Source organism: Streptomyces sp. NPDC032472 (assembly GCF_040636955.1).
Lineage (GTDB): Bacteria > Actinomycetota > Actinomycetes > Streptomycetales > Streptomycetaceae > Streptomyces.
This window is the reverse complement of sequence record NZ_JBEZVK010000014.1, coordinates 113,704-138,168: the sequence shown is the minus strand read 5'-3', so window position 1 is coordinate 138,168 and position 24,465 is coordinate 113,704. Positions and strand designations below refer to the sequence as shown.

Sequence of the window (24,465 nt, the reverse complement as noted above, 5' to 3'; positions counted from 1 at the left end):
CGTGACCGCCATGACGAAGCGTTGCGCTGCCGCCGCCGGTGCGGTGTTCCTCGCGGCGACCGCCGCCGTGCTCGTGCCGGCCCCGTCGGCCGGGGCGGCGCCCGTGCCGCAGCCGGCGGCCGCGACCGCCGAGGTGAGGGCCGCCGCGGCGCGGGCGGCCGGCGCGCCCGAGACCCTGGCCACCGTCTCCCGGTTCTTCGCCCGTGAGGGCAAGGTCAGCGCGGCCGGCGCGCAGCCGCGGATCGAGGGCGAGGCCGTCCCCGTCAACCACCTCTCGCCCGACTTCGTCGCGGGCAAGCCGGGGGCGGACGTGGCGCGGCTGGAGTTCCTCGCCAGCAAGGCCGTCTCCTCCGACGGGCAGGTGGCCGCGCTGTGGACCGCCCGGACCGAGGCGGGCTGGCAGGTGGTGAACATCGCCACCGGCGACGACGAGTTCCGCTACGCCCAGCTCGGTGCGGCGAAGCTGCCGGGGGGTGTGGTGTTCCGGGAACCGCAGATCGACGCGTGGTACGTCGCCGGGGGCGGCCGGGTGCTGCCGCTGGACGAGGACGCGGTGCGGGCGGTGGGTGAGCGGGGGACCAGTCTGGGCGGGTACCGGGTGCGGGTGGTTGCCGCGTACGGGGACAAGCTGGCGGGGTCGGCGTATGCGGAGGCGGGGCGGGCCGGCGGGTACGCCGACGCGCCGCGGGTCGCGGGCGCCGCCTTCCCGGCCGGCGCCGGCGCCGCCGGTGTGGCCGCGCTGGCCCTGGCCGCCGCCTTCTCGGTGCGCCGCAGCCGCCGGCGCCGCCCGGCCTGACCCCGCGCCGGCCTCCCAGGCCCCCCTGGGAGGCCGGCCCCACCGCCTGCGCGCCACGCCTGACCCCTCGCGCAGTTCCCCGCCCCTGAGCGGTGCCGCTGTGCTCCGCCCGCCTGCGGGCCGTGGCTGGCTGCTCGCGCAGTTCCCCGCGCCCCTGGGGGGCCACCGTGCTTCGCCGTCTGCGGGCCGCGGCTGGTTACCCGCGCAGTTCCCCGCGCCCCTTGAGGGGGGCCGCTGTGCTCCGCCCGCCTGCGGGCCGTGGCTGGCTGCTCGCGCAGTTCACCCCGCGCCCCCGAGGGGCCCACCTCCAGTCCGTCGCCCGCGGGTCGTGGGTGGCTGCTCGCGCAGTTCCCCGCGCCCCTGGGGGGCCACCGTGCTTCGCCGTCTGCGGGCCGCGGCTGGCTACCCGCGCAGTTCCCCGCGCCCCTTGAGGGGGGCCGCTGTGCTCCGCCCGCCTGCGGACCGTGGCTGGCTGCTCGCGCAGTTCACCCCGCGCCCCTGGGGGGCCCACCTCCAGTCCGTCGCCCGCGGGTCGTGGGTGGCTGCTCGCGCAGTTCCCCGCGCCCCTGGGGGGCACCGTGCTTCGCTGTCTGCGGGCCGGGGCTGGTTATCCGCGCAGTTCCCCGCGGCCCTGGGGGTGCTCGCGCGCCTTGAGGGGGCGCAAGGGTGACATTGCTGCAGGCAGCGGACCGCAGTGGCGCCCCAGGGGCGCGAGGAACTGCGCGACCAGCCCACGTGGCCCGCACGCAAGGGACCGGAGGAGCACCCCCCAGGGGCGCGGGGAACTGCGCGATCGGCCACGCACGGTCTGCGGGCGGCGGACTGGAGGTGGGCCCCTCGGGGGCGCGGGGAACTGCGCGATCAGCCACCCGCGGGCCGCGGGCGCGGCGGACCGGAGGAGCCCCCCTCATGAGCGGGGGCGGTCCCCGCGGGCCGCGGGCAGGCGGAGGGCGGCGGCTCAGGCACCTCGGGGGGCTCCCCCGGGGCTCAGGGCCGCAGGCGGGTGGGCGCGGGCCGCGGGGGTTCGTTGTCGGTCGGCGACAGTAGGGTGGGCGGCATGGCCGACCCTTCCAGCTACCGCCCCCAGCCGGGGCAGATCCCCGACTCCCCGGGGGTCTACCGCTTCCGCGACGAGCACCGCCGGGTGATCTACGTCGGGAAGGCCAAGAGCCTGCGCCAGCGCCTGGCCAACTACTTCCAGGACATAGCCGGCCTGCACCCCCGGACCGCCACCATGGTGACCACCGCGGCCTCCGTCGAGTGGACGGTGGTGTCCACCGAGGTCGAGGCGCTGCAGCTGGAGTACTCCTGGATCAAGGAGTACGACCCCCGGTTCAACGTGAAGTACCGGGACGACAAGAGCTATCCGTCCCTGGCCGTGACGCTGAACGAGCAGTACCCCCGCGTCCAGGTCATGCGCGGGCCCAAGAAGAAGGGCGTGCGGTACTTCGGGCCGTACGCCCACGCCTGGGCCATCCGGGAGACCGTGGACCTGATGCTGCGCGTGTTCCCGGTGCGGACCTGCTCCGCCGGGGTGTTCAAGCGGTCCGCGCAGATCGGCCGCCCCTGCCTGCTCGGCTACATCGGCAAGTGCTCCGCACCCTGCGTCGGCCGCGTCACCCCCGAGGAGCACCGCGAACTCGCCGAGGACTTCTGCGACTTCATGGCCGGCCGGACGGGCGCGTACCTCTCCCGCCTGGAGCGGCAGATGCACGACGCCGCCGAGGAGATGGAGTACGAGAAGGCCGCCCGGCTGCGCGACGACATAGGGGCCCTGCGCCGGGCCATGGAGAAGAACGCGGTCGTGCTGGCCGACGCCACGGACGCGGACCTGATCGCCGTCGCCGAGGACGAGCTGGAAGCCGCGGTGCAGATCTTCCACGTCCGCGGCGGCCGGGTCCGCGGCCAGCGCGGCTGGGTCACCGACAAGGTGGAGGCCGTCGACACGGCCGGGCTCGTCGAGCACGCCCTCCAGCAGCTGTACGGGGAGGAGACCGGCGAGTCCGTGCCCAAGGAGGTGCTGGTCCCGGTGGTGCCGGAGGACGCGGCCGCCCTCGGCCAGTGGCTCGCCGGGCGGCGCGGCTCCCAGGTGAGCCTGCGCGTACCGCAGCGCGGGGACAAGAAGGCGCTGATGGAGACCGTCCACCGCAACGCCCAGCAGTCCCTCGCCCTGCACAAGACCAAGCGGGCCGCCGACCTCACCACCCGCTCCCGGGCCCTGGAGGAGATCGCCGAGGCCCTGGACCTCGACAGCGCGCCGCTGCGCATCGAGTGCTTCGACATCTCCCACCTCCAAGGCGAGGACGTCGTGGCCTCGATGGTCGTCTTCGAGGACGGGCTCGCCCGCAAGAGTGAGTACCGGCGCTTCCAGATCAAGTCCTTCCAGGGCCAGGACGACGTCCGCTCCATGCACGAGGTGGTCTCCCGGCGCTTCCGCCGCTATCTGCAGGAGAAGCTGAAGACGGGGGAGTGGGAGCCCCAGGCCGCCGACCGGGATGCCTCCGGTGAGGTTCCCGCCGACGTGGCCGCCGACGACGGGCGGCCCAAGCGGTTCGCGTACCCGCCGCAGCTCGTCGTGGTCGACGGCGGGCAGCCGCAGGTGGCGGCCGCGCAGCGGGCCCTGCAGGAGCTCGGCATCGACGACGTGGCCGTGTGCGGCCTGGCCAAGCGGCTGGAGGAGGTCTGGCTGCCCGGTGAGGACGACCCGGTCGTGCTGCCCCGCACCAGCGAGGGCCTCTACCTGCTCCAGCGGGTCCGGGACGAGGCCCACCGGTTCGCCATCCAGTACCAGCGCAACAAGCGCGGCAAGCGGCTCAAGGCCGGCCCGCTGGACGAGGTGCCCGGGCTCGGCGAGAGCCGCAAGCAGGCCCTGGTCAAACACTTCGGTTCGGTGAAGAAGCTGAGACAGGCGACAATCGACCAGATCTGCGAGGTCCCGGGCATAGGACGCAAGACGGCCGAGACCGTGGCCGCGGCCCTCGCCCAGGCGGCCCCCGCCGCTCCTGCCGTCAACACGGCGACAGGGGAGATCATTGAGGATGAGACCCCCGCACCCGCGGGGACGTCGTCCGAACGGGGGACCGCGCCATGACCGAGCACGAGACCGAGTACGACCGAGACGGAGCACAGGTGAGTACGGGCACGACACTGGAGCCCGGCGAGAGCGCCGAGGCCGCCATCCCCGAGCTGGTGATCATCTCCGGTATGTCCGGGGCCGGCCGCAGCACGGCGGCCAAGTGTCTGGAGGACCTCGGCTGGTTCGTCGTCGACAACCTCCCGCCCGCGCTGATCCCCACCATGGTGGAGCTCGGCGCCCGCTCGCAGGGCAACGTGGCCCGCATCGCCGTCGTCGTCGACGTCCGCGGCCGCCAGTTCTTCGACGCCCTGCGCGAGTCCCTCGCCGACTTGGAGCTGCGCGGCGTCACGCGGCGCATCGTGTTCCTGGAGTCCTCCGACGACGCGCTGGTCCGCCGCTTCGAATCGGTGCGCCGCCCGCACCCCCTCCAGGGCGACGGCCGCATCGTCGACGGCATTGCCGCCGAGCGGGACCTGCTGCGCGAGCTGCGCGGCGACGCCGACCTGGTCATCGACACCTCCAGCCTGAACGTGCACGAGCTGCGCGCCAAGATGGACGCCCAGTTCGCGGGCGACGAGGAGCCCGAGCTGCGGGCCACCGTCATGTCCTTCGGCTACAAGTACGGCCTGCCCGTCGACGCCGACCTCGTCGTCGACTGCCGCTTCATCCCGAACCCGCACTGGGTCCCGGAGCTGCGCCCCTTCACCGGCCTGAACCCGGAGGTGTCGGGGTACGTCTTCAGCCAGCCCGGTGCCAAGGAGTTCCTGGACCGCTACACGGAGCTGCTCCAGCTCATCGCCACCGGCTACCGCCGCGAGGGCAAGCGGTACGTGACCATCGCCGTCGGCTGCACCGGCGGCAAGCACCGCAGCGTCGCCATGTCCGAGAAGCTCGCCGCCCGCCTCGCCTCCGAAGGGGTCGAGACCGTCGTGGTCCACCGGGACATGGGGCGCGAGTGACCGGACGTACCCTGCGGCTGCGCCGCCTGCGCCGCCTCACCTCGGGGCGGGCCGCGGACGGCGCGGAACGCACCGGGCGGCGCCGCGGAGCCGCCCCCCAGGCGGCCGCGCCCAAGGTCGTCGCGCTCGGCGGCGGCATGGGGCTGTCGGCCTCCCTGGCGGCCCTGCGCCGGATCACCGGCGAGCTCACCGCCGTGGTCACCGTCGCCGACGACGGCGGCTCCAGCGGCCGGCTGCGCGAGGAGCTCGGCGTGCTCCCGCCCGGCGACCTGCGCAAGGCGCTGGCCGCGCTGTGCGGCGACGACGACTGGGGCCAGACCTGGGCCCGCGTCATCCAGCACCGCTTCCAGTCGGCGGGCGCCCTGCACGAGCACGCGGTGGGCAACCTGCTGATCGTGGCCCTGTGGGAGCAGCTCGGCGACCCGGTCCAGGCCCTGGACCTGGTCGGCAGGCTCCTCGGCGCGCAGGGCCGGGTGCTGCCGATGTCGGCGGTGCCGCTGGAGCTGCAGGCGCTGGTGCGCGGCCACGACCCGGCGCGCCCGGCGGAGGTGGACACCGTCCGGGGGCAGGCCACCGTGGCCACCACCCCCGGCGAGGTGCTGTCCGTGCACGTCGTGCCGGGCGATCCGCCGGCGGTGCCGGAGGCGGTCGCCGCGGTCCTGGACGCCGACTGGGTGGTGCTCGGTCCCGGGTCCTGGTTCTCCTCGGTGATCCCACACCTGCTGGTGCCGGAACTGCTCGACGCGCTGATGGAGACCAAGGCCCGGCGGGTCCTGTCGTTGAACCTGGCCCCGCAGCCCGGTGAAACAGAGGGCTTCTCTCCGCAGCGTCATTTGGAGGTTTTGGCCCGACACGCCCCTAAACTCGCCCTGGACGTGGTGCTGGCCGACCAGGCCGCCGTGCCCGACCGCGAGTCCCTCGCCGATGCCGCCCAGCGCTTCGGCGCCGCGGTCGAGCTGGCGCCGGTGGCCAGGGAAGACGGCTCCCCCAAGCACGACCCGGAGCTGCTCGCCGCCGCGTACGACCGTATTTTTCGGATGCATGGAAGGATCGGCCCATGGCGATGACGCCAGCGGTGAAGGATGAGATCTCCCGGCTCCCCGTCACCCGGACCTGCTGCAGGAAGGCGGAGGTCTCGGCGATCCTTCGGTTCGCGGGCGGTCTGCACCTGGTGAGCGGCCGGATCGTCATCGAGGCGGAGCTGGACACCGGGATCGCGGCGCGGCGCCTGCGCAAGGACATCCTGGAGATTTTCGGACACTCCTCGGACCTGGTGGTCATGGCGCCCGGCGGGCTGCGCCGCGGCAGCCGCTACGTCGTCCGGGTCGTGGCCGGAGGCGACCAGCTGGCGCGCCAGACGGGCCTCGTGGACGGCCGCGGCCGCCCCATCCGGGGTCTTCCCCCGCAGGTGGTCTCCGGGGCCACCTGTGACGCCGAGGCGGCCTGGCGCGGCGCCTTCCTGGCCCACGGCTCGCTCACCGAGCCGGGCCGGTCCTCCTCCCTGGAGGTCACCTGCCCCGGCCCGGAGGCCGCCCTGGCCCTGGTGGGCGCCGCCCGTCGGCTCTCCATCGCCGCCAAGGCGCGCGAGGTGCGCGGCGTGGACCGTGTCGTGGTCCGCGACGGCGATGCGATCGGCGCCCTGCTGACCCGGCTCGGCGCCCACGAGTCGGTGCTGGCGTGGGAGGAGCGGCGGATGCGGCGCGAGGTGCGCGCCACCGCCAACCGCCTGGCCAACTTCGACGACGCGAACCTGCGCCGCTCGGCCCGGGCAGCCGTGGCCGCGGGGGCCCGGGTCCAGCGCGCCCTGGAGATCCTGGGCGAGGAGGTGCCCGAGCACCTGGCCGCCGCGGGCCGGCTGCGCATGGAGCACAAGCAGGCCTCCCTGGAGGAGCTGGGCGCCCTGGCCGACCCGCCGCTGACCAAGGACGCGGTCGCCGGCCGGATCCGGCGCCTGCTGGCGATGGCCGACAAGCGGGCCCAGGACCTCGGGATCCCGGGCACGGAGTCGAACCTCAGCGAGGAGATGGCTGACAACATGGCCGGATGACGGCCGGGTGAGGGCCGGCACCGGCCGGCCGGCGCCACCGTACGCCGCACAGGGGGGCCCGCACGGCGCAGCACCGCACTGCGTGCGGGCCCCCTTCCCGTTGCCGGCGCCGTCGGCGACCGGTTCCCGGTACCGCCCCATTGACATGGGCACGCGGCGATCGTGAGCCTGTCGTGCGAACGCTTTCGTGGCAGTCGACGCCCAGGGGGGCACATGAGGCACCGCGCGAGACTGATCCTCGCCGCCACTGCACTGCTCATCGGAACCACTGCCGCCGCCCTTCCGGCGACGGCCCAGGCCCGCCCCGCGGAAGGCGCCGCATCCGGCGCCGACACCGACGAGGTACGGGTCTACGACGCGGAGATCACCAGGGAACAGGTCCCGCTCGTCCTCGCCGCCGGCCAGGACGCCCACGAACTGACCGAGCGCGCCCCGCAGAACGGCACCGCCAAGGTCGAGCTGATCCTCACCGGCGCCCAGGCGGACGGGCTCGCCGCCCGCGGCGTGAAACTCGCCGAGCGGCAGGTCCGCCAGGGGGCCCGGGCCCAGGCGCCCGGTGACGGGGTGTTCCGCCCGTACAGCGGCAAGGGGGGCCTGCAGGAGGAGATCCTCAAGACCGCCCAGGACCACCCGGGGCTGGCCAAGGTCGTCTCCATCGGCAAGACGGTCCAGGGCAAGGACATCCTCGCGCTGAAGGTCACCAAGAACGCCCGCACCACCCGCGACGGCGGGAAGCCGGCCGTGCTGTACATGTCCAACCAGCACGCCCGTGAGTGGATCACCCCGGAGATGACCCGGCGGCTGATGCACCACACCCTGGACAACTACGGCAAGGACCCGCGGATCACCGGCCTGGTGGACTCCACCGAGCTGTGGTTCCTGCTCTCCGCCAACCCCGACGGCTACGACTACACGCACGCCGCGGACGGCAACCGGCTGTGGCGCAAGAACCTGCGCGACAACAACGGCGACGGCAAGATCACCTCCGGCGACGGCGTCGACCTCAACCGCAACTTCGCCTACAAGTGGGGCTACGACGACGAGGGTTCCTCGCCGAACCAGTCGAGCGAGACCTACCGCGGCCCCGCGGCCTCCTCCGAGCCCGAGACCGTCGCCCTCGACCGCTTCGAGAAGCGCATCGGCTTCCGGTACGCCGTCAACTACCACTCCGCGGCGGAGCTGCTGCTCTACGGCGTGGGCTGGCAGGTGGCCACCCCCACCCCGGACGACGTCGCCTACAAGGCGCTCGCCGGCACCCCGGAGAACCCGGCCGTCCCCGGCTACCACCCGCAGGTCTCCTCCGAGCTGTACACCACGAACGGCGAGGCGGACGGCCACGCGTCCAACGTCAACGGCATCATGATGTTCACGCCGGAGATGACGACCTGCCAGACGGCCTCCGCCAGCGACCCGAACGACCGGTGGAAGCCCGAGGACTGCCGCTCCGGCTTCAACTTCCCGGACGACGAGAAGCTGATCCAGGCCGAGTTCGCCAAGAACGTGCCCTTCGCGCTCGCCGTCGGCGAGAGCGCCGCGCACCCGGACCGGCCGGCCTCCCCGGTGGGCCTGAAGGCCGCCGACTTCACCGTCGACCCCTTCACCACCTCGTACGCGGCCAAGGGCGAGGACCAGACGGTCTCCGTCACGGCCCGCAAGGCGCTGAAGGACAAGCAGCTCAAGTTCCGCATCAACGGCGGCCGCACCCACGACGACGGCCTGAAGCCCTGGAAGGGCGGCTCCGTCTACGGCGGCGACGACAACAACTGGTTCGACGAGTACCGCGCGAAGGTGGACGGCGCCCGCCCCGGCGACCGCGTCGAGGTCTGGTTCACCGGCCGCGACGGCGCCGGCAAGGAGGTCTCCAGCGAGCACTTCACGTACACGGTCGCCCAGCGGCCCCGCGCCGACGTCCTCGTGATCGCCGAGGAGGGCGCACAGGCCAAGCACGCGCAGGAGTACGTCGACGCCCTGCGCGCCAACGGCAAGTCCGCCGCCGTCTGGGACGTCGCCGTCCAGGGCGCCCCGCACCACCTCGGCGTGCTCTCCCACTTCCGTACCGCCGTCCACTCCACCGGAGCCGTCACCCCCGGCGGCCCGACCCAGCTCGCCCTGCGCGACTTCCTCAACGAGGGCGGCAAGCTGATCGAGGCCGGTGAGCTCGCCGGAGGCAACGCCCAGGTCGGGCCCGCCGTGACCGACGACTTCAGCCAGTACTGGCTCGGCGCCTACGCCCGCACCACCGCCCGCGGCGCCACCGGCTTCACCGGCACCGGCGCCCTGGCGGGGTCCGGCGGCGCCCTGCGCGGTGCGGAGGGCAACCCGCTCGACGCCCCCGGGTCCTTCGCACTGACCTCCGAGGCCCTTCCCCCGGCGCAGTTCCCCCAGTTCAAGAGCGCGCAGGGCGGTTCGTACGCCGGGGTCGTCAACCCGTACGCCCCCTACGCCGGCGCCGGCATGGCCGCGGCCCTGCACGCGGACGACGACTACAAGCGCCTGACCCGCACCCTCGACCTGAGCAAGGTCACCGCGGCCGACCGGCCCCAGCTGAAGATGGCCCTCAACTGGAACACCGAGCAGGGCTACGACCACGCCGTCCTGGAGGCCCGCACCGCCGGCGCCGACGACTGGACCACCCTCCCCGAGGCGGGCGGCCTGAGCAGCACGGCCGTCCCGGCGGAGTGCGAGGCAGGGTTCTTCGTCAACGGCCACCCGTTCCTGCGCCACTACCTGACGGTCGGCAGCGGCAGCTGCTCCGCGCAGGGCACCAGCGGCACGTGGAACAGCTTCACCGGCTCCTCCGAGGGCTGGAAGCAGGTCTCCTTCGACCTGAGCGCGTACGCGGGCCGCACCGTCGAGGTCTCCCTGGCGTACGTCACGGACGGCGGCGCGGGCGGCCGCGGCGTCTTCGCGGACGAGGCGCGCCTGTCGGTCGGCGGAGCGGACCAGGCAGTCGAGGGTTTCGAGACCTCGCTGGGGGCCTGGACCGCGCAGCCCGCGCCGGCCGGGAGCCCCGAGACCCCGGGCGACTGGGCCCGCTCCGGAGAGCTGTTCAAGTCCTACGCGTCGGTCACCACGCGTAACACGGTCCTGCTCGGCTTCGGCCTGGAACACCTGGCGACCGCGAAGGACCGCACCCTACTCGTCGGTAAGGCGCTGCGCGCGCTGAACCGCTGATCAGAGGCCCCGCAGCCGCTCACCCGGAGTGACGGGGACCCGAGTCCCGCACCGGCCCCGCCGGTGCGGGACCCGGGGTGTGTCCGGTCCGGACGATGTCACTCACGAGCTCACGGAGAGGTAGGGTCGTAAGCGGTCGGGGACATCCCATTTACAGCTCGCCGGCGCACAGACCGGCGCACCAACGAGGAGATCGGTTCGTGACGATCCGCGTAGGAATCAACGGTTTTGGCCGTATTGGCCGCAACTACTTCCGAGCTCTCCTGGAGCAGGGGGCGGACATCGAGGTCGTCGGTGTCAACGACCTGACGGACAACGCCACCCTGGTGCACCTGCTGAAGTACGACAGCATCCTCGGCCGCCTCAAGCAGGAGGTCACGCACACCGAGGACACCATCACGGTCGGCGGCAACACCTTCAAGACCTTCGCCGAGCGCGACCCCGCCAACCTCCCCTGGGGTGAGCTGGGCGCCGACATCGTCATCGAGTCGACCGGCATCTTCACGAAGAAGGCCGACGCCGCCAAGCACATCGCGGCCGGCGCGAAGAAGGTCCTCATCTCGGCCCCGGCCAAGGACGAGGACATCACCATCGTGATGGGCGTCAACCAGGACAAGTACGACGCGGCCAACCACCACGTCATCTCCAACGCCTCCTGCACCACCAACTGCGTGGCGCCGATGGCCAAGGTCCTCGACGAGAACTTCGGCATCGTCAAGGGCATGATGACCACGGTCCACGCGTACACGAACGACCAGCGCATCCTGGACTTCCCGCACTCGGACCTGCGCCGCGCCCGCGCCGCCGCCGAGAACATCATCCCGACCTCGACCGGTGCCGCCAAGGCCACCGCCCTGGTCCTCCCGCAGCTCAAGGGCAAGCTGGACGGCATCGCCATGCGCGTCCCGGTCCCGACCGGCTCGGTCACCGACCTGGTCCTGGAGCTCGACCGCGAGGTCACCAAGGACGAGATCAACGCCGCCTTCCAGAAGGCCTCCGAGGGCCAGCTCAAGGGCATCCTCGACTACACCGAGGACGCGATCGTCTCCTCCGACATCGTGAACTGGCCGGCCTCCTGCACCTTCGACTCCTCGCTGACGATGGTCCAGGGCAAGCAGGTCAAGGTCGTCGGCTGGTACGACAACGAGTGGGGCTACTCCAACCGCCTCGTCGACCTCACGGTCTTCGTCGGCGGCCGGCTCTGATCAGCAGGGCAGACACCACGATGTGAAGCACAGGGTCCGGGCAGCGCAACGACGCGCCGCACGGACCCTGTAGCTTTCCTGTCGTTCTTCGCCCCGACATGGGCGCCAAAGGAGTCAGAAACACATGAAGACGATCGACGAACTTCTCGCCGAGGGCGTCGCCGGCAAGCGGGTCTTCGTCCGCGCCGACCTCAACGTGCCGCTCGCCGACGGCAAGATCACCGACGACGGCCGCATCCGCGCCGTCCAGCCGACCATCGCGAAGCTCGCCGAGGCCGGCGCCCGCGTGGTCGTCGCCTCGCACCTGGGCCGCCCCAAGGGCGAGCCCGACCCGGCCTTCTCCCTCGCCCCCGCCGCCGCGCGGCTCGGCGAACTGCTGGGCACCGAGGTCGCGTTCGCGACGGACACCGTCGGCTCCTCCGCCAAGGAGACCGTCGCCGCCCTCGCCGACGGCCGGGTCGCCGTCCTGGAGAACCTCCGCTTCAACGCCGGCGAGACCTCCAAGGACGACGCCGAGCGCGGCGCCTTCGCCGACCGGCTCGCCGAGCTCGCCGACCTCTACGTCGGCGACGGCTTCGGCGCCGTCCACCGCAAGCACGCCTCGGTCTTCGACCTGCCCGCGCGCCTCCCGCACGTGGCCGGCTACCTGATCGCCACCGAGGTCGGCGTCCTGAAGCAGCTGACCGCCGAGGTCAAGCGGCCCTACGTCGTCGTCCTCGGCGGCGCCAAGGTCTCCGACAAGCTCGCCGTCATCGACGAGCTCCTCGGCAAGGCCGACCGCCTCCTGATCGGCGGCGGCATGGCCTACACCTTCCTCTACGCCAAGGGCTACGAGGTCGGCATCTCCCTGCTCCAGAAGGACCAGGTGGAGAAGGTCAAGGAGTACATGGCCCGCGCCGAGGCCAGCGGTGTCGAGCTGGTGCTCCCGGTCGACATCCTCGCCTCCGCGGACTTCCCCGACCTCAAGGGCAAGACCCCGGCCGAGTACACCATCGTCGACGCGGACAAGATCCCCGCCGACAAGGAGGGCCTCGACATCGGCCCGAAGACCCGTGAGCTGTACGCGTCGAAGATCGCGGACGCGGAGACCGTCTTCTGGAACGGCCCGGTCGGCGTCTTCGAGCACCCCGACTACGCCGACGGCACCCGCGCCATCGCGCAGGCCCTCGTCGACTCGGACGCGTTCACCGTCGTCGGCGGCGGCGACAGCGCCGCCGCGGTCCGCATCCTGGGCTTCGACGAGAACGCCTTCGGCCACATTTCCACCGGTGGTGGCGCCAGCCTCGAATACCTCGAGGGCAAGACGCTCCCCGGCCTCGCCGCCCTGGAGGGCTGAACCCGCATGACCACCCGTACCCCGCTCATGGCGGGCAACTGGAAGATGAACCTCAACCACCTCGAGGCCATCGCGCACGTCCAGAAGCTCGCCTTCGCGCTCAACGACAAGGACTACGACGCGGTCGAGGTCGCGGTCCTGCCGCCCTTCACCGACCTGCGTTCCGTGCAGACCCTGGTCGACGGCGACAAGCTGAAGATCAAGTACGGCGCCCAGGACCTCTCGGCGCAGGACTCCGGTGCGTACACCGGTGAGATCTCCGGCGCGATGCTGTCCAAGCTGAAGTGCACGTACGTGGCCGTCGGCCACAGCGAGCGCCGCCAGTACCACGGCGAGTCCGACGAGCTCTGCAACGCCAAGGTCAAGGCCGCCTACCGGCACGGGATCACCCCGATCCTCTGCGTCGGCGAGGGCCTGGACGTCCGCAAGGCCGGCGAGCAGGTCCCCCACACCCTCGCCCAGGTCGACGGCGGCCTGAAGGACGTCCCGGCCGAGCAGGTCGAGTCCATCGTGATCGCGTACGAGCCCGTGTGGGCGATCGGCACCGGCGAGGTCGCCACCCCCGAGGACGCCCAGGAGGTCTGCGGGGCGATCCGCGGCCGCCTCGCCGAGCTGTACTCCCAGGAGCTGGCCGACAAGGTCCGCATCCAGTACGGCGGCTCGGTCAAGGCCGGCAACATCGCGGCGATCATGGCCCAGCCCGACGTCGACGGCGCCCTGATCGGCGGCGCCGCCCTCGACGCGGACGAGTTCGTCAAGATCGTCCGGTTCCGCGACCAGTAGACCGCACGCTCGCGGCAGCGAGTATGCGGCGGAGCGGATCCGTCGTACCCTTGCGGGGGCCAGAGGCTGAACCATCAGCCGCTGGCCCCCGCGCCATCCAGCACAGCCGGAAAGCCAGAGAAGCCAGAAAGTAGGAATCAGCCGTGGTTATCGGGTTCTCGATCGCCCTGATTGTCTTCAGCGCCCTGCTGATGCTGCTCGTGCTGATGCACAAGGGCAAGGGCGGCGGCCTTTCGGACATGTTCGGCGGCGGCATGCAGTCGTCGGTCGGCGGCTCCTCGGTCGCGGAGCGGAACCTGGACCGCATCACCGTCGTGGTCGGTCTGCTGTGGTTCGCGTCCATCGTCGTGCTCGGCCTGCTGACCAAGTCCGGCAGCTGACCGTCCCCGCACACGGTTCTCGCCATTCGGGCCGTCCGGCCGGCCCGGCCCTGCCTATCATGAGGAACGGCGTCACAGCGTGGAGTGAGTAACTCCGTTTGCTGGACGTACGTTGGGCCTTACGTAGACTGGGGCGCCCGCGAACGGAAATCCACTCACGCTTCGCGGCACCATCACGCAGGGAGTTACGACCGTGGCAAGTGGCAACGCGATCCGTGGTAGCCGGGTCGGAGCGGGGCCGATGGGCGAGGCCGAGCGCGGCGAGTCCGCGCCCCGCCTGCGCATCTCCTTCTGGTGCTCGAACGGGCACGAGACGCAGCCGAGCTTCGCCAGCGACGCGCAGGTCCCGGACACCTGGGACTGCCCGCGCTGCGGGTTCCCGGCCGGCCAGGACCGGGACAACCCCCCGGCGCCGCCCCGCACCGAGCCGTACAAGACGCACCTGGCGTACGTGCGCGAGCGGCGCACCGACGCCGACGGCGAGGCGATCCTCGCCGAGGCGCTCGCCAAGCTCCGCGGCGAGATCTGACGCGGCGGAAGTGACCGACCGTGTGACCGTGTGACCAAGGGCCCGGCCCGCAGGAGTCTTCTCCCGCGGGCCGGGCCCCTTTGCGTACGGTGTGGCCCGTCCCATCCCTTAAGTTGGTGATCGGCGGGGCACGACAGGACGGAAGAAACGGGTTGATGTCCGAGATGAACGCAGACGGCCGTGTGAGGCTCAACCGGACCCCCGAGTGGCTTGCCCTCGGCAAGCACCGGGAGGAGCTGGGACAGACGCACCTGCGGGAGCTGTTCGAGACGGATCCGCAGCGGGCCACGCGGTACACGCTGGAGGTCGGGGACCTCCACATCGACTACTCCAAGCACCTCGTGACGGACGAGACGCTGACGCTGCTGCGCGAGCTGGCGGACGCGACGGGCGTCGCCGCGCTGCGCGAGGCGATGTTCCGCGGCGAGAAGATCAACACCACGGAGGACCGGGCGGTCCTGCACACCGCCCTGCGGGCGGCGCGCGACGCCGTCGTCGAGGTCGACGGGGAGAACGTCGTCCCCGCCGTGCACGCGGTCCTCGACAAGATGGCCGACTTCAGCGAGCGGATCCGTTCGGGGGAGTGGACCGGCTTCACCGGCGAGCGCATCACCAACGTCGTCAACATCGGCATCGGCGGCTCCGACCTCGGCCCGGCCATGGCCTACGACGCGCTGCGCGCCTTCACCGACCGCGGCCTGACGGTGCGGTTCGTCTCCAACGTGGACGGCGCCGACCTGCACGAGGCGGTCCGCGACCTCGACCCGGCGCGGACGCTGTTCATCGTCGCCTCCAAGACCTTCACCACCATCGAGACCATCACCAACGCCGAGTCGGCGCGCGCATGGCTCCTCGCGGGCCTCGGAGGCGAGCAGGCCGCCGTCGCACGGCACTTCGTCGCCCTGTCGACGAACGCGGAGAAGGTGGCCGGCTTCGGCATCGACCCGGCCAACATGTTCGGGTTCTGGGACTGGGTCGGCGGCCGCTACTCCTTCGACTCGGCCATCGGGCTGTCCCTGATGATCGCGATCGGACCGGACGCCTTCCGCGAACTCCTGCGCGGCTTCCGGCTGATGGACGAGCACTTCCGCACCGCGCCGGCGGAGCGGAACGCGCCGCTGCTGATGGGGCTGCTGGGCATCTGGTACGGCGCCTTCCACGACGCCCAGTCGCATGCCGTCCTGCCCTACAGCCACTACCTGTCCCGCTTCACCGCGTACCTGCAGCAGCTGGACATGGAGTCCAACGGCAAGTCCGTGGACCGCGACGGGCGGCCCGTGGACTGGCAGACCGGGCCGGTGGTGTGGGGCACGCCCGGCACCAACGGGCAGCACGCGTATTACCAGTTGATCCACCAGGGCACCAAGGTGATCCCGGCGGACTTCATCGGCTTCGCCCGGCCGGTCGACGAGCTCGCGCCGCGGCTGGCCGCGCAGCACGACCTGCTGATGGCGAACTTCTTCGCGCAGACGCAGGCGCTGGCCTTCGGCAAGACGGCGGAGGAGGTCCGGGCCGAGGGTGTGGCGGAGGAGCTGGTCCCCCACAAGACCTTCCGCGGCAACCACCCGACGACGACGGTCCTGGCGGCGGAGCTCACGCCGTCGGTCCTCGGGCAGCTGATCGCCCTGTACGAGCACAAGGTGTTCGTCCAGGGCGCGGTGTGGAACATCGACTCCTTCGACCAGTGGGGGGTCGAGCTCGGGAAGGTGCTCGCCAAGCGGATCGAGCCGGCGCTGGTGTCGGGGGCCGAGGTGGGAGGCCTCGACGCCTCCACCGCGGCCCTGGTCTCCACGTACCGCAGCCTGCGGGGGCGCAGCTAGCCCCTGGGCTCCGCCGCTGCGCGGGGCCCTGTCCCCTCCCCGCCCCTTCCCGCTGTGTCCGATGGCGGCTTCGCCGCGGGCGGGTCCTGCGGCCCCGGGCCCCGCCCGCCTCAATCGCCGGCGGGGCTCAAAGATCGGGGCTCCGCCCCGGACCCGGCGCCTCAAACGCCGGCGGGGCTGGATAGTGCCGCGCAGCGGCACAATCCAGCCCGCGCGGCGTTTGAGCGCACCGGGCGCGGAGCGCGCGGAACGGGGTCCGGGGCGTAGCCCGCCACGGGGCGTAGCCCGCCACGGGGCGGAGCCGCACATCCGGCACAGCGGGAAGGGGCGGGGTGGGGAACGGCCCCGCGCAGCGGGAAGGGCCCGCTCTCGTAGGAGGCGGGCCCTTCAGCGTGCCGGTCAGGCGGAAGCCGGGGGGTACAGGGCCGGCGGGAGCTTGGCGGCTGCGGCGCGGTCCAGGAGCCACAGGGTCCGGGAGCGGCCGTACGCCGCAGCGGCAGGGGCCTGGACCTCGCCGGCGCCGCCCAGGGCGATCGCCACCGCGCCGGCCTTGTCCTCGCCCGCCGCCAGGAGCCAGACCTCCCGCGCCGCCCGGATCGCCGGCAGGGTGAGGGAGATACGGGTGGGCGGCGGCTTCGGGGCCCCGTGGACGCCGACGACCGTCCGCTCGGTCTCCCGCGCCGCCGGGTGCTCCGGGAACAGCGAGGCCACGTGCGTGTCCGGCCCGACGCCCAGCATCAGCACGTCGAACCGCGGCACCGGCCCGTGGTCCTCCGGCCCGGCCGCCCGGCGCAGCTCCGCCGCGTACGCCTCGGCCGCCGCGTCCGCGTCGGCCCCGTACGGCCCGTCCGAGGCCGGCATCACGTGCACCCGCGCCGGGTCCACCGGGACGGAGTCCAGCAGCGCCTCCCGCGCCTGGACGTGGTTGCGCTCGGGGTCGTCGGCCGGGACGTACCGCTCGTCGCCCCACCACAGGTCCAGCCGGGCCCAGTCGATCGCGTCACGGGCCGGCGCGGCGGCCAGCGCGGCAAGCAGCCCGTTGCCGTTGCGGCCGCCGGTGAGGACGACCGAGGCGCTGCCCCGTGCGGCCTGCGCGTCCACGATCTTCGTGATGAGCCGGGCCGCCGCGGACTGGGCCATCAGCTCCTTGTCCCGGTGGACGACGACCTGAGGAGTCGTCATACCCATGTTCTTGCCGCCTTCTTGGTCGGGAAATGGCTCGGCCGCCGGCCGGCCCGCACCCCGCAGGGGGAGGGAGCCGGCCGACGGCCTTGGTGCTTCACGGCGTCACCGTGTCACTGTCACCGTGTCAATGCGTCACTGCTTGCCCGGGGACGGGGCCGCCTTCTTGCCCGCCGCCTTCGCCGCCGGCTTGGCCTCCTGCTGAGGCGCCGGCTCCTCGGCCGGATCCGGCTTCGCCACCGGCTTCGCCGCCGGCTCCGCCTTCACCTGCTCCAGCTTCGCCACGCCGAACTTCAGCGCCTCCGCGTAGGTGTTGTCCGGGTCCAGCCGGCGCAGCTCCTCCGCCAGCAGCTCGGCCGTGTCGCGGCGCTTGAGCGCCACCGCACGGTCGGGCTGGCCCGGCATGGACAGCGTGGCCAGCAGGCCGTCCGCCCGGTCCAGGACGATCTCGCCGTCCTTGGTCTCCAGGCGGACCGCGGTCAGGCCGGGGCCCGAGGACAGGGTGCGCCTGACGGGAACGGCGAGCCGGTCCGCCAGCCACATGGCCAGCAGCTCGCAGCTCGGGTTCTCGTCCTCGCCCTCGACGATCGCCGAGGTCACCTTGACGGCCTGCTGGTCCAGGGCCGCCGCGAGCATGGAGCGCCACGGCGTGATCCGGGTCCAGGACAGGTCGGTGTCGCCGGGCGCGTACGTCGCCGCCCGCTCGCCGAGCGCCCCGGTGGGCTCCTCGCAGGAGTAGGTGTCGGTGATCCGGCGCTGCCCGAGCGCACCCAGCGGGTCGCCCGCCAGGTCCGCGGGGGCGCCTTCCGGCCACCAGACGACCACGGGTGCGTCCGGCAGGAGCAGCGGGAGAACCACCGACTGGGCGTGGTTGACCAGTTCACCGTGGAGGCGGAGGACGACCGTCTCGCCGCTGCCGGCGTCCGCCCCGACGCGGACTTCCGCGTCGAGACGGGCGTCGCGGCGGCTGCGCGGCGAGCGGCTGACCCGCTTGATGACGACGATGATCCGCGAAGGGTGTTCGTGGGATGCGTCGTTCGCCGACTTGAGCGCGTCGTACGCGTTCTCCTCGTCGGTCACGATCACCAGCGTGAGCACCATGCCGATGGCCGGCGTGCCGATGTCCCGGCGCGCCTGCACCAGCGCAGAGTTGATCTTGCTGGAGGTGGTCTCCGTGAGGTCGATCTTCATGGCCGGCGCCAGCTCCGTCCGTCTCGTGCGAGCATCTCGTCCGCCTCGACCGGCCCCCAGGTGCCCGCCGGGTACTGCGCGGGCTTGCCGTGCTTGTCCCAGTACTCCTCGATGGGGTCGAGGATGTTCCAGGAGAGCTCGACCTCCTGGTGCCGCGGGAAGAGGTTCGCGTCGCCCAGCAGGACGTCGAGGATCAGCCGCTCGTACGCCTCCGGGCTCGACTCCGTGAAGGACTCGCCGTACGCGAAGTCCATCGTCACGTCCCGGACCTCCATGGAGGTGCCGGGGACCTTGGAGCCGAAGCGGACCGTCACGCCCTCGTCCGGCTGAACCCGGATAACCAGGGCGTTCTGCCCCAGCTCCTCGGTCGCGCCCGACTCGAACGGCAGGTACGGGGCCCGCTTGAAGACGACCGCGATCTCGGTCACCCGGCGGCCCAGGCGCTTGCCCGTGCGCAGGTAGAACGGGACGCCCGCCCAGCGGCGGTTGTTGATCTCCAGGCGGATGGCCGCGTAGGTGTCGGTCTTCGACTTGGGGTCGATGCCGTCCTCTTCGAGGTAGCCGACGACCTTCTCGCCGCCCTGCCAGGCCGCCGCGTACTGGCCGCGCACGGTGTGCTTGCCCAGGTCCTCGGGGATCTGGACGGCGCTGAGCACCTTCAGCTTCTCCGCCACCAGAGCCTTGGGGTGGAAGGAGCCGGGCTCCTCCATCGCCGTCAGCGCGAGCAGCTGCAGCAGGTGGTTCTGGATGACGTCGCGGGCCGCGCCGATCCCGTCGTAGTAGCCGGCCCGGCCGCCGATGCCGATGTCCTCGGCCATGGTGATCTGCACGTGGTCGACGTACGACCGGTTCCAGATCGGCTCGAACATCGTGTTCGCGAAGCGGAGCGCCAGGATGTTCTGGACGGTCTCCTTGCCCAGGTAGTGGTCGATGCGGAAGACCTCGTCCCGGGGGAACACCTCGTGGACGACCTGGTTCAGCTCCTGCGCGCTCTTCAGGTCGTGCCCGAAGGGCTTCTCGATGACGGCACGCCGCCAGGAGCCGGGCTTCTGCGCCAGACCGTGGTCCTTGAGCTGCTGGACCACCTTGGGGAAGAACTTCGGCGGGACCGACAGGTAGAAGGCGAAGTTGCCGCCCGTTCCCTGCTGCTTGTCGAGCTCCTCGATCGTCGCCTTCAGCGTCTCGAACGCCTGGTCGTCGTCGAAGTCGCCCTGCACGAACCGGCAGCCCTGTACCAGCTGCTGCCAGACCTCCTCGCGGAACGGGGTGCGCGAGTGCTCCTTGACGGCCTCGTACACCTCCTGGGCGAAGTCCTCGTGCTCCCACTCCCGGCGGGCGAAGCCGATCAGCGAGAAGCCCGGCGGAAGCAGGCCGCGGTTGGCCAGGTCGTACACCGCGGGCATCAGCTTCTTGCGCGACAGGTCACCCGTAACGCCGAAAATGACCAGGCCGGACGGCCCCGCGATGCGCGGGAGCCGCCGGTCCTGTGCGTCACGAAGCGGGTTCGCTCCGTTAACAAGCAAGGCGCACTCAGCCTTCCGTGGGGGAGAGGCGCTCAAGCTCCGCCTCGGTCGACTTCAGCAGGTCGTTCCAGGACGCCTCGAACTTCTCGACGCCCTCGTCCTCGAGCAGCTGAACCACATCGTCGTACGAGATGCCCAGCTTCGCGACCGCATCGAGCTCGGCGCGCGCCTGCTCGTAGGTGCCGCGCACGGTGTCGCCCGTGACCTCGCCGTGGTCGGCGGTGGCCTCCAGGGTGGCCTCCGGCATGGTGTTCACCGTGTTCGGGGCGACCAGGTCGACCACGTACAGGGTGTCCTTGTACGCCGGGTCCTTGACGCCGGTCGAGGCCCACAGCGGACGCTGCTTGTTGGCGCCGAGGCGCTCCAGGGCGGCCCAGCGGTCGGAGGAGAAGACCTCCTCGTACGCCTCGTAGGCCAGTCGGGCGTTGGCGAGGGCCGCCTTGCCCTTCAGGGCCTTGGCCTCGGCGGTGCCGAGGGCGTCGAGGCGCTTGTCGATCTCGGTGTCCACGCGGGACACGAAGAAGGAGGCGACCGAGTGGATCTCGGACAGGTCCAGACCCGCGGCCCTGGCCTTCTCCAGACCCGTCAGGTACGCGTCCATCACCGCGCGGTAGCGCTCCAGCGAGAAGATCAGCGTGACGTTGACGCTGATGCCCTTGCCGATGACCTCGGCGATCGCCGGCAGGCCGGCCTTGGTCGCCGGGATCTTGATCAGCGTGTTCGGGCGGTCCACCAGCCAGGCGAGCTGCTTGGCCTCGGCGATCGTCGCCACCGTGTCGTGGGCCAGGCGCGGGTCGACCTCGATCGACACGCGGCCGTCCTGGCCGTCGGTGCGGTCGAAGACCGGGCGCAGGATGTCGGCGGCGTCGCGGACGTCGGCCGTCGTGATCATGCGGATGGCCTCGTCGACGGTGACCTTGCGGGCGGCGAGGTCGGCGAGCTGCTGCTCATAGCCGTCACCGCTGCTGATCGCCTTCTGGAAGATCGACGGGTTGGTGGTGACACCGACCACGTGGGACTGGTCGATGAGCTCGGCCAGGTTGCCCGACGTGATGCGCTTGCGGGACAGGTCGTCCAGCCAGATCGCCACGCCCTCGTCGGAGAGGCGCTTGAGTGCGTCTGTCATGGGAATTGCATCTCCTACTTGGTTGCGTACCGGCGTCAGCGCGCGGCGGCTTCGAGGGATTCCTTGGCGGCGGCGGTCACGGCCTCGGCGGTGAAGCCGAACTCGCGGAAGAGGACCTTCGCATCGGCCGACGCGCCGAAGTGCTCCAGCGAGACGATCCGGCCCGCGTCGCCGACGTAGCGGTGCCAGGTCAGGCCGATGCCGGCCTCGACCGCGACGCGCGCCTTCACCGACGGCGGCAGGACACTGTCCTTGTACGCCTGGTCCTGCTCCTCGAACCACTCGACGGACGGCATCGAGACGACCCGGGCCGGGATGCCCTCGGCCTGCAGCGCCTCGCGCGCGGCGACGGCGAGCTGGACCTCGGAGCCGGTGCCGATGAGCACGACCTGCGCGTCAGCGGTCTCGCCCTGGGGGCCCGTCGCCTCGAACAGCACGTAGCCGCCCTTGGCCGCGTCCTCGTTGCGCTCGTACGTCGGCACGCCCTGGCGGGTCAGCGCCAGACCGTGCGGGGCGCCCTTGCCGAAGACCTTGGTGTGGCGGCGCAGGATCTCGCGCCAGGCGATGGCGGTCTCGTTGGCGTCGGCCGGGCGGACCACGTTCAGGCCCGGGATGGCGCGCAGCGAGGCCAGGTGCTCGACCGGCTGGTGCGTCGGGCCGTCCTCGCCGAGGCCGATGGAGTCGTGCGTCCACACGTACGTCACCGGCAGGTGCATCAGGGCCGACAGGCGCACGGCGTTGCGCATGTAGTCGGAGAACACCAGGAAGGTGCCGCCGTAGATACGGGTGTGGCCGTGCAGGGCGATGCCGTTCATGGCCGCGGCCATGGAGTGCTCGCGGATGCCGTAGTGCACGGTGCGGCCGTACGGGTCGGCCTCCGGCAGCGGGTTGCCCTTCGGCAGGAACGAGGAGTTCTTGTCGATGGTGGTGTTGTTGGAGCCGGCCAGGTCGGCCGAGCCGCCCCACAGCTCCGGGATGACCGCGCCGAGCGCCTGGAGCACCTTGCCGGAGGCCGCGCGGGTGGCGACGCCCGTGCCGGGCTCGAAGACGGGGAGCTTGTCCTCCCAGCCCTCGGGCAGCTCGTTGGCCTGGATGCGGTCGAAGGCGGCGGCGCGCTCGGCGTTGGCGGTGCGCCAGGCGGAGAAGTCCTTCTCCCAGGCGGCCTTGGCCTCGCGGCCGCGGTCGAGGGCCTTGCGGGTGTGGGCGATGACCTCGTCCGAGACCTCGAAGGTCTGCTCCGGGTCGAAGCCGAGGACGCGCTTGGTGGCCGCGACCTCGTCGTCGCCGAGGGCCGAGCCGTGGGAGGCCTCGGTGCCCTGTGCGTGCGGGGCCGGCCAGGCGATGATCGAGCGCATCGCGATGAAGGAGGGGCGCTCGGTCTCGGCCTTGGCGGCGGCCAGGGCCTCGTACAGGGCCTTGGGGTCGATGTCGCCGTTGGCCTGCTGGGCGATGCGCTGGACGTGCCAGCCGTACGCCTCGTAGCGCTTGAGGGTGTCCTCGGAGACGGCCGTCTCGGTGTCGCCCTCGATGGAGATGTGGTTGTCGTCCCACAGCAGCACCAGGTTGCCGAGCTTCTGGTGTCCGGCGAGGGAGGAGGCCTCGGCAGAGATGCCCTCCTGCAGGCAGCCGTCACCGGCGATGGCGTAGACCATGTGGTCGAACGGGGAGGTGCCCGGGGCGGCCTCCGGGTCGAACAGGCCGCGCTCGTAGCGGGCGGCCATGGCCATGCCCACCGCGTTGGCGACGCCCTGGCCGAGCGGGCCGGTGGTGGTCTCGACGCCGGCCGTGTGGCCGTACTCCGGGTGGCCGGGGGTCTTCGAGCCCCAGGTGCGGAACGCCTTGAGGTCGTCCAGCTCCAGACCGAAGCCGCCGAGGTAGAGCTGGGTGTAGAGGGTCAGGGAGGAGTGACCCGCGGAAAGCACGAAACGGTCACGGCCGACCCATTCCGGGTCCGCCGGGTCGTGCCGCATCACCTTCTGGAAGAGGGTGTACGCGGCGGGGGCGAGGCTCATTGCCGTGCCGGGGTGGCCGTTACCGACCTTCTGGACCGCGTCGGCGGCCAGGATGCGGGCGGTGTCGACGGCCCGCTGGTCCAGTTCGGTCCATTCGAGCTCTGTGGTCGTCGGCTTGGTGCTCACCGTGGGTCAGGGCTCCTCTCCACATGTCTGTTCCCGGTGACGAACGGTGCACCGGCGCGATTCCGAGCCTACCCCCGCTGCGGCGTGCAGCTATTCGAGTGCCCGCAGTCCGTCACAACGTCGCGGACTCCGATCGGACCAACACGAGGCGACCCCCGCGCAGGGCGACGCAAGCGCAACGTCTAAAGTGGCGTGGTACGCGCAAGCTCCGGACCACCCGTCCGGAGCTTGCTGGATTCTCTGTCAGGGGTGTGCGTGACGGCCGTCGAATCCCGTCCAGCGGGGGTGCTCGGGACGAGCCCCGGCCACCGTCCGTTCGGGGCCCGTGCGAAGGCTTTCGTGGCTTTGACCAAGCCGCGGATCATCGAACTTCTGCTGATCACCACAGTGCCGGTCATGTTCCTGGCCGAGCAGGGCGTGCCCTCGCTGTGGCTGGTTCTCGCGACCTGCTTCGGCGGTTATTTGTCCGCCGGCGGGGCCAATGCCCTGAACATGTACATCGACAGGGACATCGACGCGCTGATGGACCGCACGTCGCAGCGCCCGCTGGTGACCGGCATGGTGAGCCCGCGCGAGTGCCTCGTCTTCGGCATCACCCTCGGCGTCGTGTCCACCGTGTGGTTCGGACTGCTCGTCAACTGGCTGTCCGCCGCGCTCGCGCTCGGTGCGCTCCTCTTCTACGTCGTCATCTACACGATGCTGTTGAAGCGGCGCACTGCCCAGAACATCGTCTGGGGCGGCATCGCCGGCTGCATGCCGGTGCTCATCGGCTGGTCCTCGGTGCGCAACGAGGTCTCCTGGGCCGCCGTCATCCTCTTCCTCGTCATCTTCTTCTGGACGCCGCCGCACTACTGGCCGCTGTCGATGAAGGTGAAGGAGGACTACGCGCGCGTCGGCGTGCCGATGCTGCCGGTCGTCGCGGGCAACAGGGCCGTGGCGCGGCAGATCGTCCTCTACAGCTGGGTCATGGTCGCCGTCTCGCTGCTGCTCACCCCGCTGGGGTACACCGGCTGGTTCTACACGGCGGTCGCGCTGGCGGCGGGCGGCTGGTGGCTGTGGGAGGCGCACGCGCTGCACGCCCGGGCCAAGGCCGGGGTCACGGGCGCGAAGCTCAAGGAGATGCGCCTGTTCCACTGGTCGATCACGTACGTGTCGCTGCTCTTCGTGGCGGTGGCCGTGGATCCCTTCCTCCGCTGATTA

18 protein-coding genes are annotated in these 24,465 nt (G+C 71.8%); 13 read left to right on the top strand and 5 right to left on the bottom strand.

Annotated features, from left to right (window positions below; all coding sequences use genetic code 11):
* Window positions 1-10 precede the first annotated feature (10 nt).
* The 12 genes from AB0F11_RS12040 to pgi all read left to right on the top strand — a co-directional run bounded on the left by AB0F11_RS12040 (window position 11) and on the right by pgi (window position 16,105).
* Entirely contained in the window at window positions 11-796 is a 786-nt protein-coding gene (locus AB0F11_RS12040) for a hypothetical protein (RefSeq protein ID WP_362171143.1), read from the top strand.
* A 1,057-nt stretch (window positions 797-1,853) separates the two neighbouring features.
* On the top strand, window positions 1,854-3,887 hold the full coding sequence (gene uvrC, locus AB0F11_RS12035; protein ID WP_362171141.1) for an excinuclease ABC subunit UvrC: 2,034 nt from the start codon (window positions 1,854-1,856) through the stop codon (window positions 3,885-3,887).
* On the top strand, window positions 3,884-4,831 hold the full coding sequence (rapZ, locus tag AB0F11_RS12030) for an RNase adapter RapZ (RefSeq protein WP_362171138.1): 948 nt from the start codon (window positions 3,884-3,886) through the stop codon (window positions 4,829-4,831). The genes uvrC and rapZ overlap by 4 nt, the downstream gene beginning before the upstream one ends.
* Complete coding sequence (yvcK, locus tag AB0F11_RS12025) at window positions 4,828-5,898, top strand: uridine diphosphate-N-acetylglucosamine-binding protein YvcK (protein WP_362171135.1); 1,071 nt, start codon at window positions 4,828-4,830, stop codon at window positions 5,896-5,898. The genes rapZ and yvcK overlap by 4 nt, the downstream gene beginning before the upstream one ends.
* Window positions 5,889-6,878 (top strand): DNA-binding protein WhiA, encoded by a 990-nt coding sequence (gene whiA, locus AB0F11_RS12020; RefSeq protein WP_361902175.1) that lies wholly within the window; start codon window positions 5,889-5,891, stop codon window positions 6,876-6,878. The genes yvcK and whiA overlap by 10 nt, the downstream gene beginning before the upstream one ends.
* A 213-nt stretch (window positions 6,879-7,091) precedes the next feature.
* A complete protein-coding gene (locus AB0F11_RS12015) occupies window positions 7,092-10,052 on the top strand; it encodes a M14 family zinc carboxypeptidase (protein WP_362171132.1) in 2,961 nt (986 codons plus the stop codon).
* Between the two features lie 200 nt (window positions 10,053-10,252).
* Entirely contained in the window at window positions 10,253-11,257 is a 1,005-nt protein-coding gene (gene gap / locus AB0F11_RS12010) for a type I glyceraldehyde-3-phosphate dehydrogenase (protein WP_362171129.1), read from the top strand.
* A gap of 124 nt (window positions 11,258-11,381) precedes the next feature.
* Complete coding sequence (locus AB0F11_RS12005; RefSeq protein ID WP_362171127.1) at window positions 11,382-12,593, top strand: phosphoglycerate kinase; 1,212 nt, start codon at window positions 11,382-11,384, stop codon at window positions 12,591-12,593.
* 6 nt (window positions 12,594-12,599) lie between these two features.
* On the top strand, window positions 12,600-13,376 hold the full coding sequence (gene tpiA, locus AB0F11_RS12000; RefSeq protein ID WP_362171124.1) for a triose-phosphate isomerase: 777 nt from the start codon (window positions 12,600-12,602) through the stop codon (window positions 13,374-13,376).
* A gap of 143 nt (window positions 13,377-13,519) precedes the next feature.
* The gene (secG, locus tag AB0F11_RS11995) at window positions 13,520-13,756 is read left to right on the top strand and encodes a preprotein translocase subunit SecG (protein ID WP_361902189.1); all 237 of its coding nucleotides are present in this window, start codon (window positions 13,520-13,522) and stop codon (window positions 13,754-13,756) included.
* 193 nt (window positions 13,757-13,949) lie between these two features.
* Window positions 13,950-14,285: an RNA polymerase-binding protein RbpA gene (locus tag AB0F11_RS11990; protein WP_007263454.1), complete on the top strand. Its 336-nt coding sequence runs from the start codon at window positions 13,950-13,952 to the stop codon at window positions 14,283-14,285.
* Window positions 14,286-14,449: 164 nt separating this feature from the next.
* Window positions 14,450-16,105 (top strand): glucose-6-phosphate isomerase, encoded by a 1,656-nt coding sequence (pgi, locus tag AB0F11_RS11985; protein WP_362171215.1) that lies wholly within the window; start codon window positions 14,450-14,452, stop codon window positions 16,103-16,105.
* 399 nt (window positions 16,106-16,504) lie between these two features.
* Here pgi and pgl read toward each other — a convergent pair whose 3' ends face one another.
* The 5 genes from pgl to tkt all read right to left on the bottom strand — a co-directional run bounded on the left by pgl (window position 16,505) and on the right by tkt (window position 23,265).
* Window positions 16,505-17,287 (bottom strand): 6-phosphogluconolactonase, encoded by a 783-nt coding sequence (gene pgl, locus AB0F11_RS11980; protein WP_362171121.1) that lies wholly within the window; start codon window positions 17,285-17,287, stop codon window positions 16,505-16,507.
* 135 nt (window positions 17,288-17,422) lie between these two features.
* The gene (opcA, locus tag AB0F11_RS11975; protein WP_362171118.1) at window positions 17,423-18,478 is read right to left on the bottom strand and encodes a glucose-6-phosphate dehydrogenase assembly protein OpcA; all 1,056 of its coding nucleotides are present in this window, start codon (window positions 18,476-18,478) and stop codon (window positions 17,423-17,425) included.
* Window positions 18,475-20,001 carry a glucose-6-phosphate dehydrogenase gene (zwf, locus tag AB0F11_RS11970; RefSeq protein WP_361902198.1) on the bottom strand — a complete coding sequence of 509 codons (1,527 nt, stop codon included), beginning with the start codon at window positions 19,999-20,001 and terminating at the stop codon, window positions 18,475-18,477. Before zwf ends, opcA begins: the two co-directional genes overlap by 4 nt.
* 7 nt (window positions 20,002-20,008) lie before the next feature.
* Window positions 20,009-21,127 carry a transaldolase gene (gene tal / locus AB0F11_RS11965; protein ID WP_362171115.1) on the bottom strand — a complete coding sequence of 373 codons (1,119 nt, stop codon included), beginning with the start codon at window positions 21,125-21,127 and terminating at the stop codon, window positions 20,009-20,011.
* A 35-nt stretch (window positions 21,128-21,162) separates the two neighbouring features.
* Entirely contained in the window at window positions 21,163-23,265 is a 2,103-nt protein-coding gene (gene tkt, locus AB0F11_RS11960; protein ID WP_362171112.1) for a transketolase, read from the bottom strand.
* Window positions 23,266-23,514: 249 nt separating this feature from the next.
* Here tkt and AB0F11_RS11955 point away from each other — a divergent pair, with 249 nt between their 5' ends.
* On the top strand, window positions 23,515-24,462 hold the full coding sequence (locus AB0F11_RS11955; RefSeq protein ID WP_361902392.1) for a heme o synthase: 948 nt from the start codon (window positions 23,515-23,517) through the stop codon (window positions 24,460-24,462).
* Window positions 24,463-24,465 lie beyond the last annotated feature (3 nt).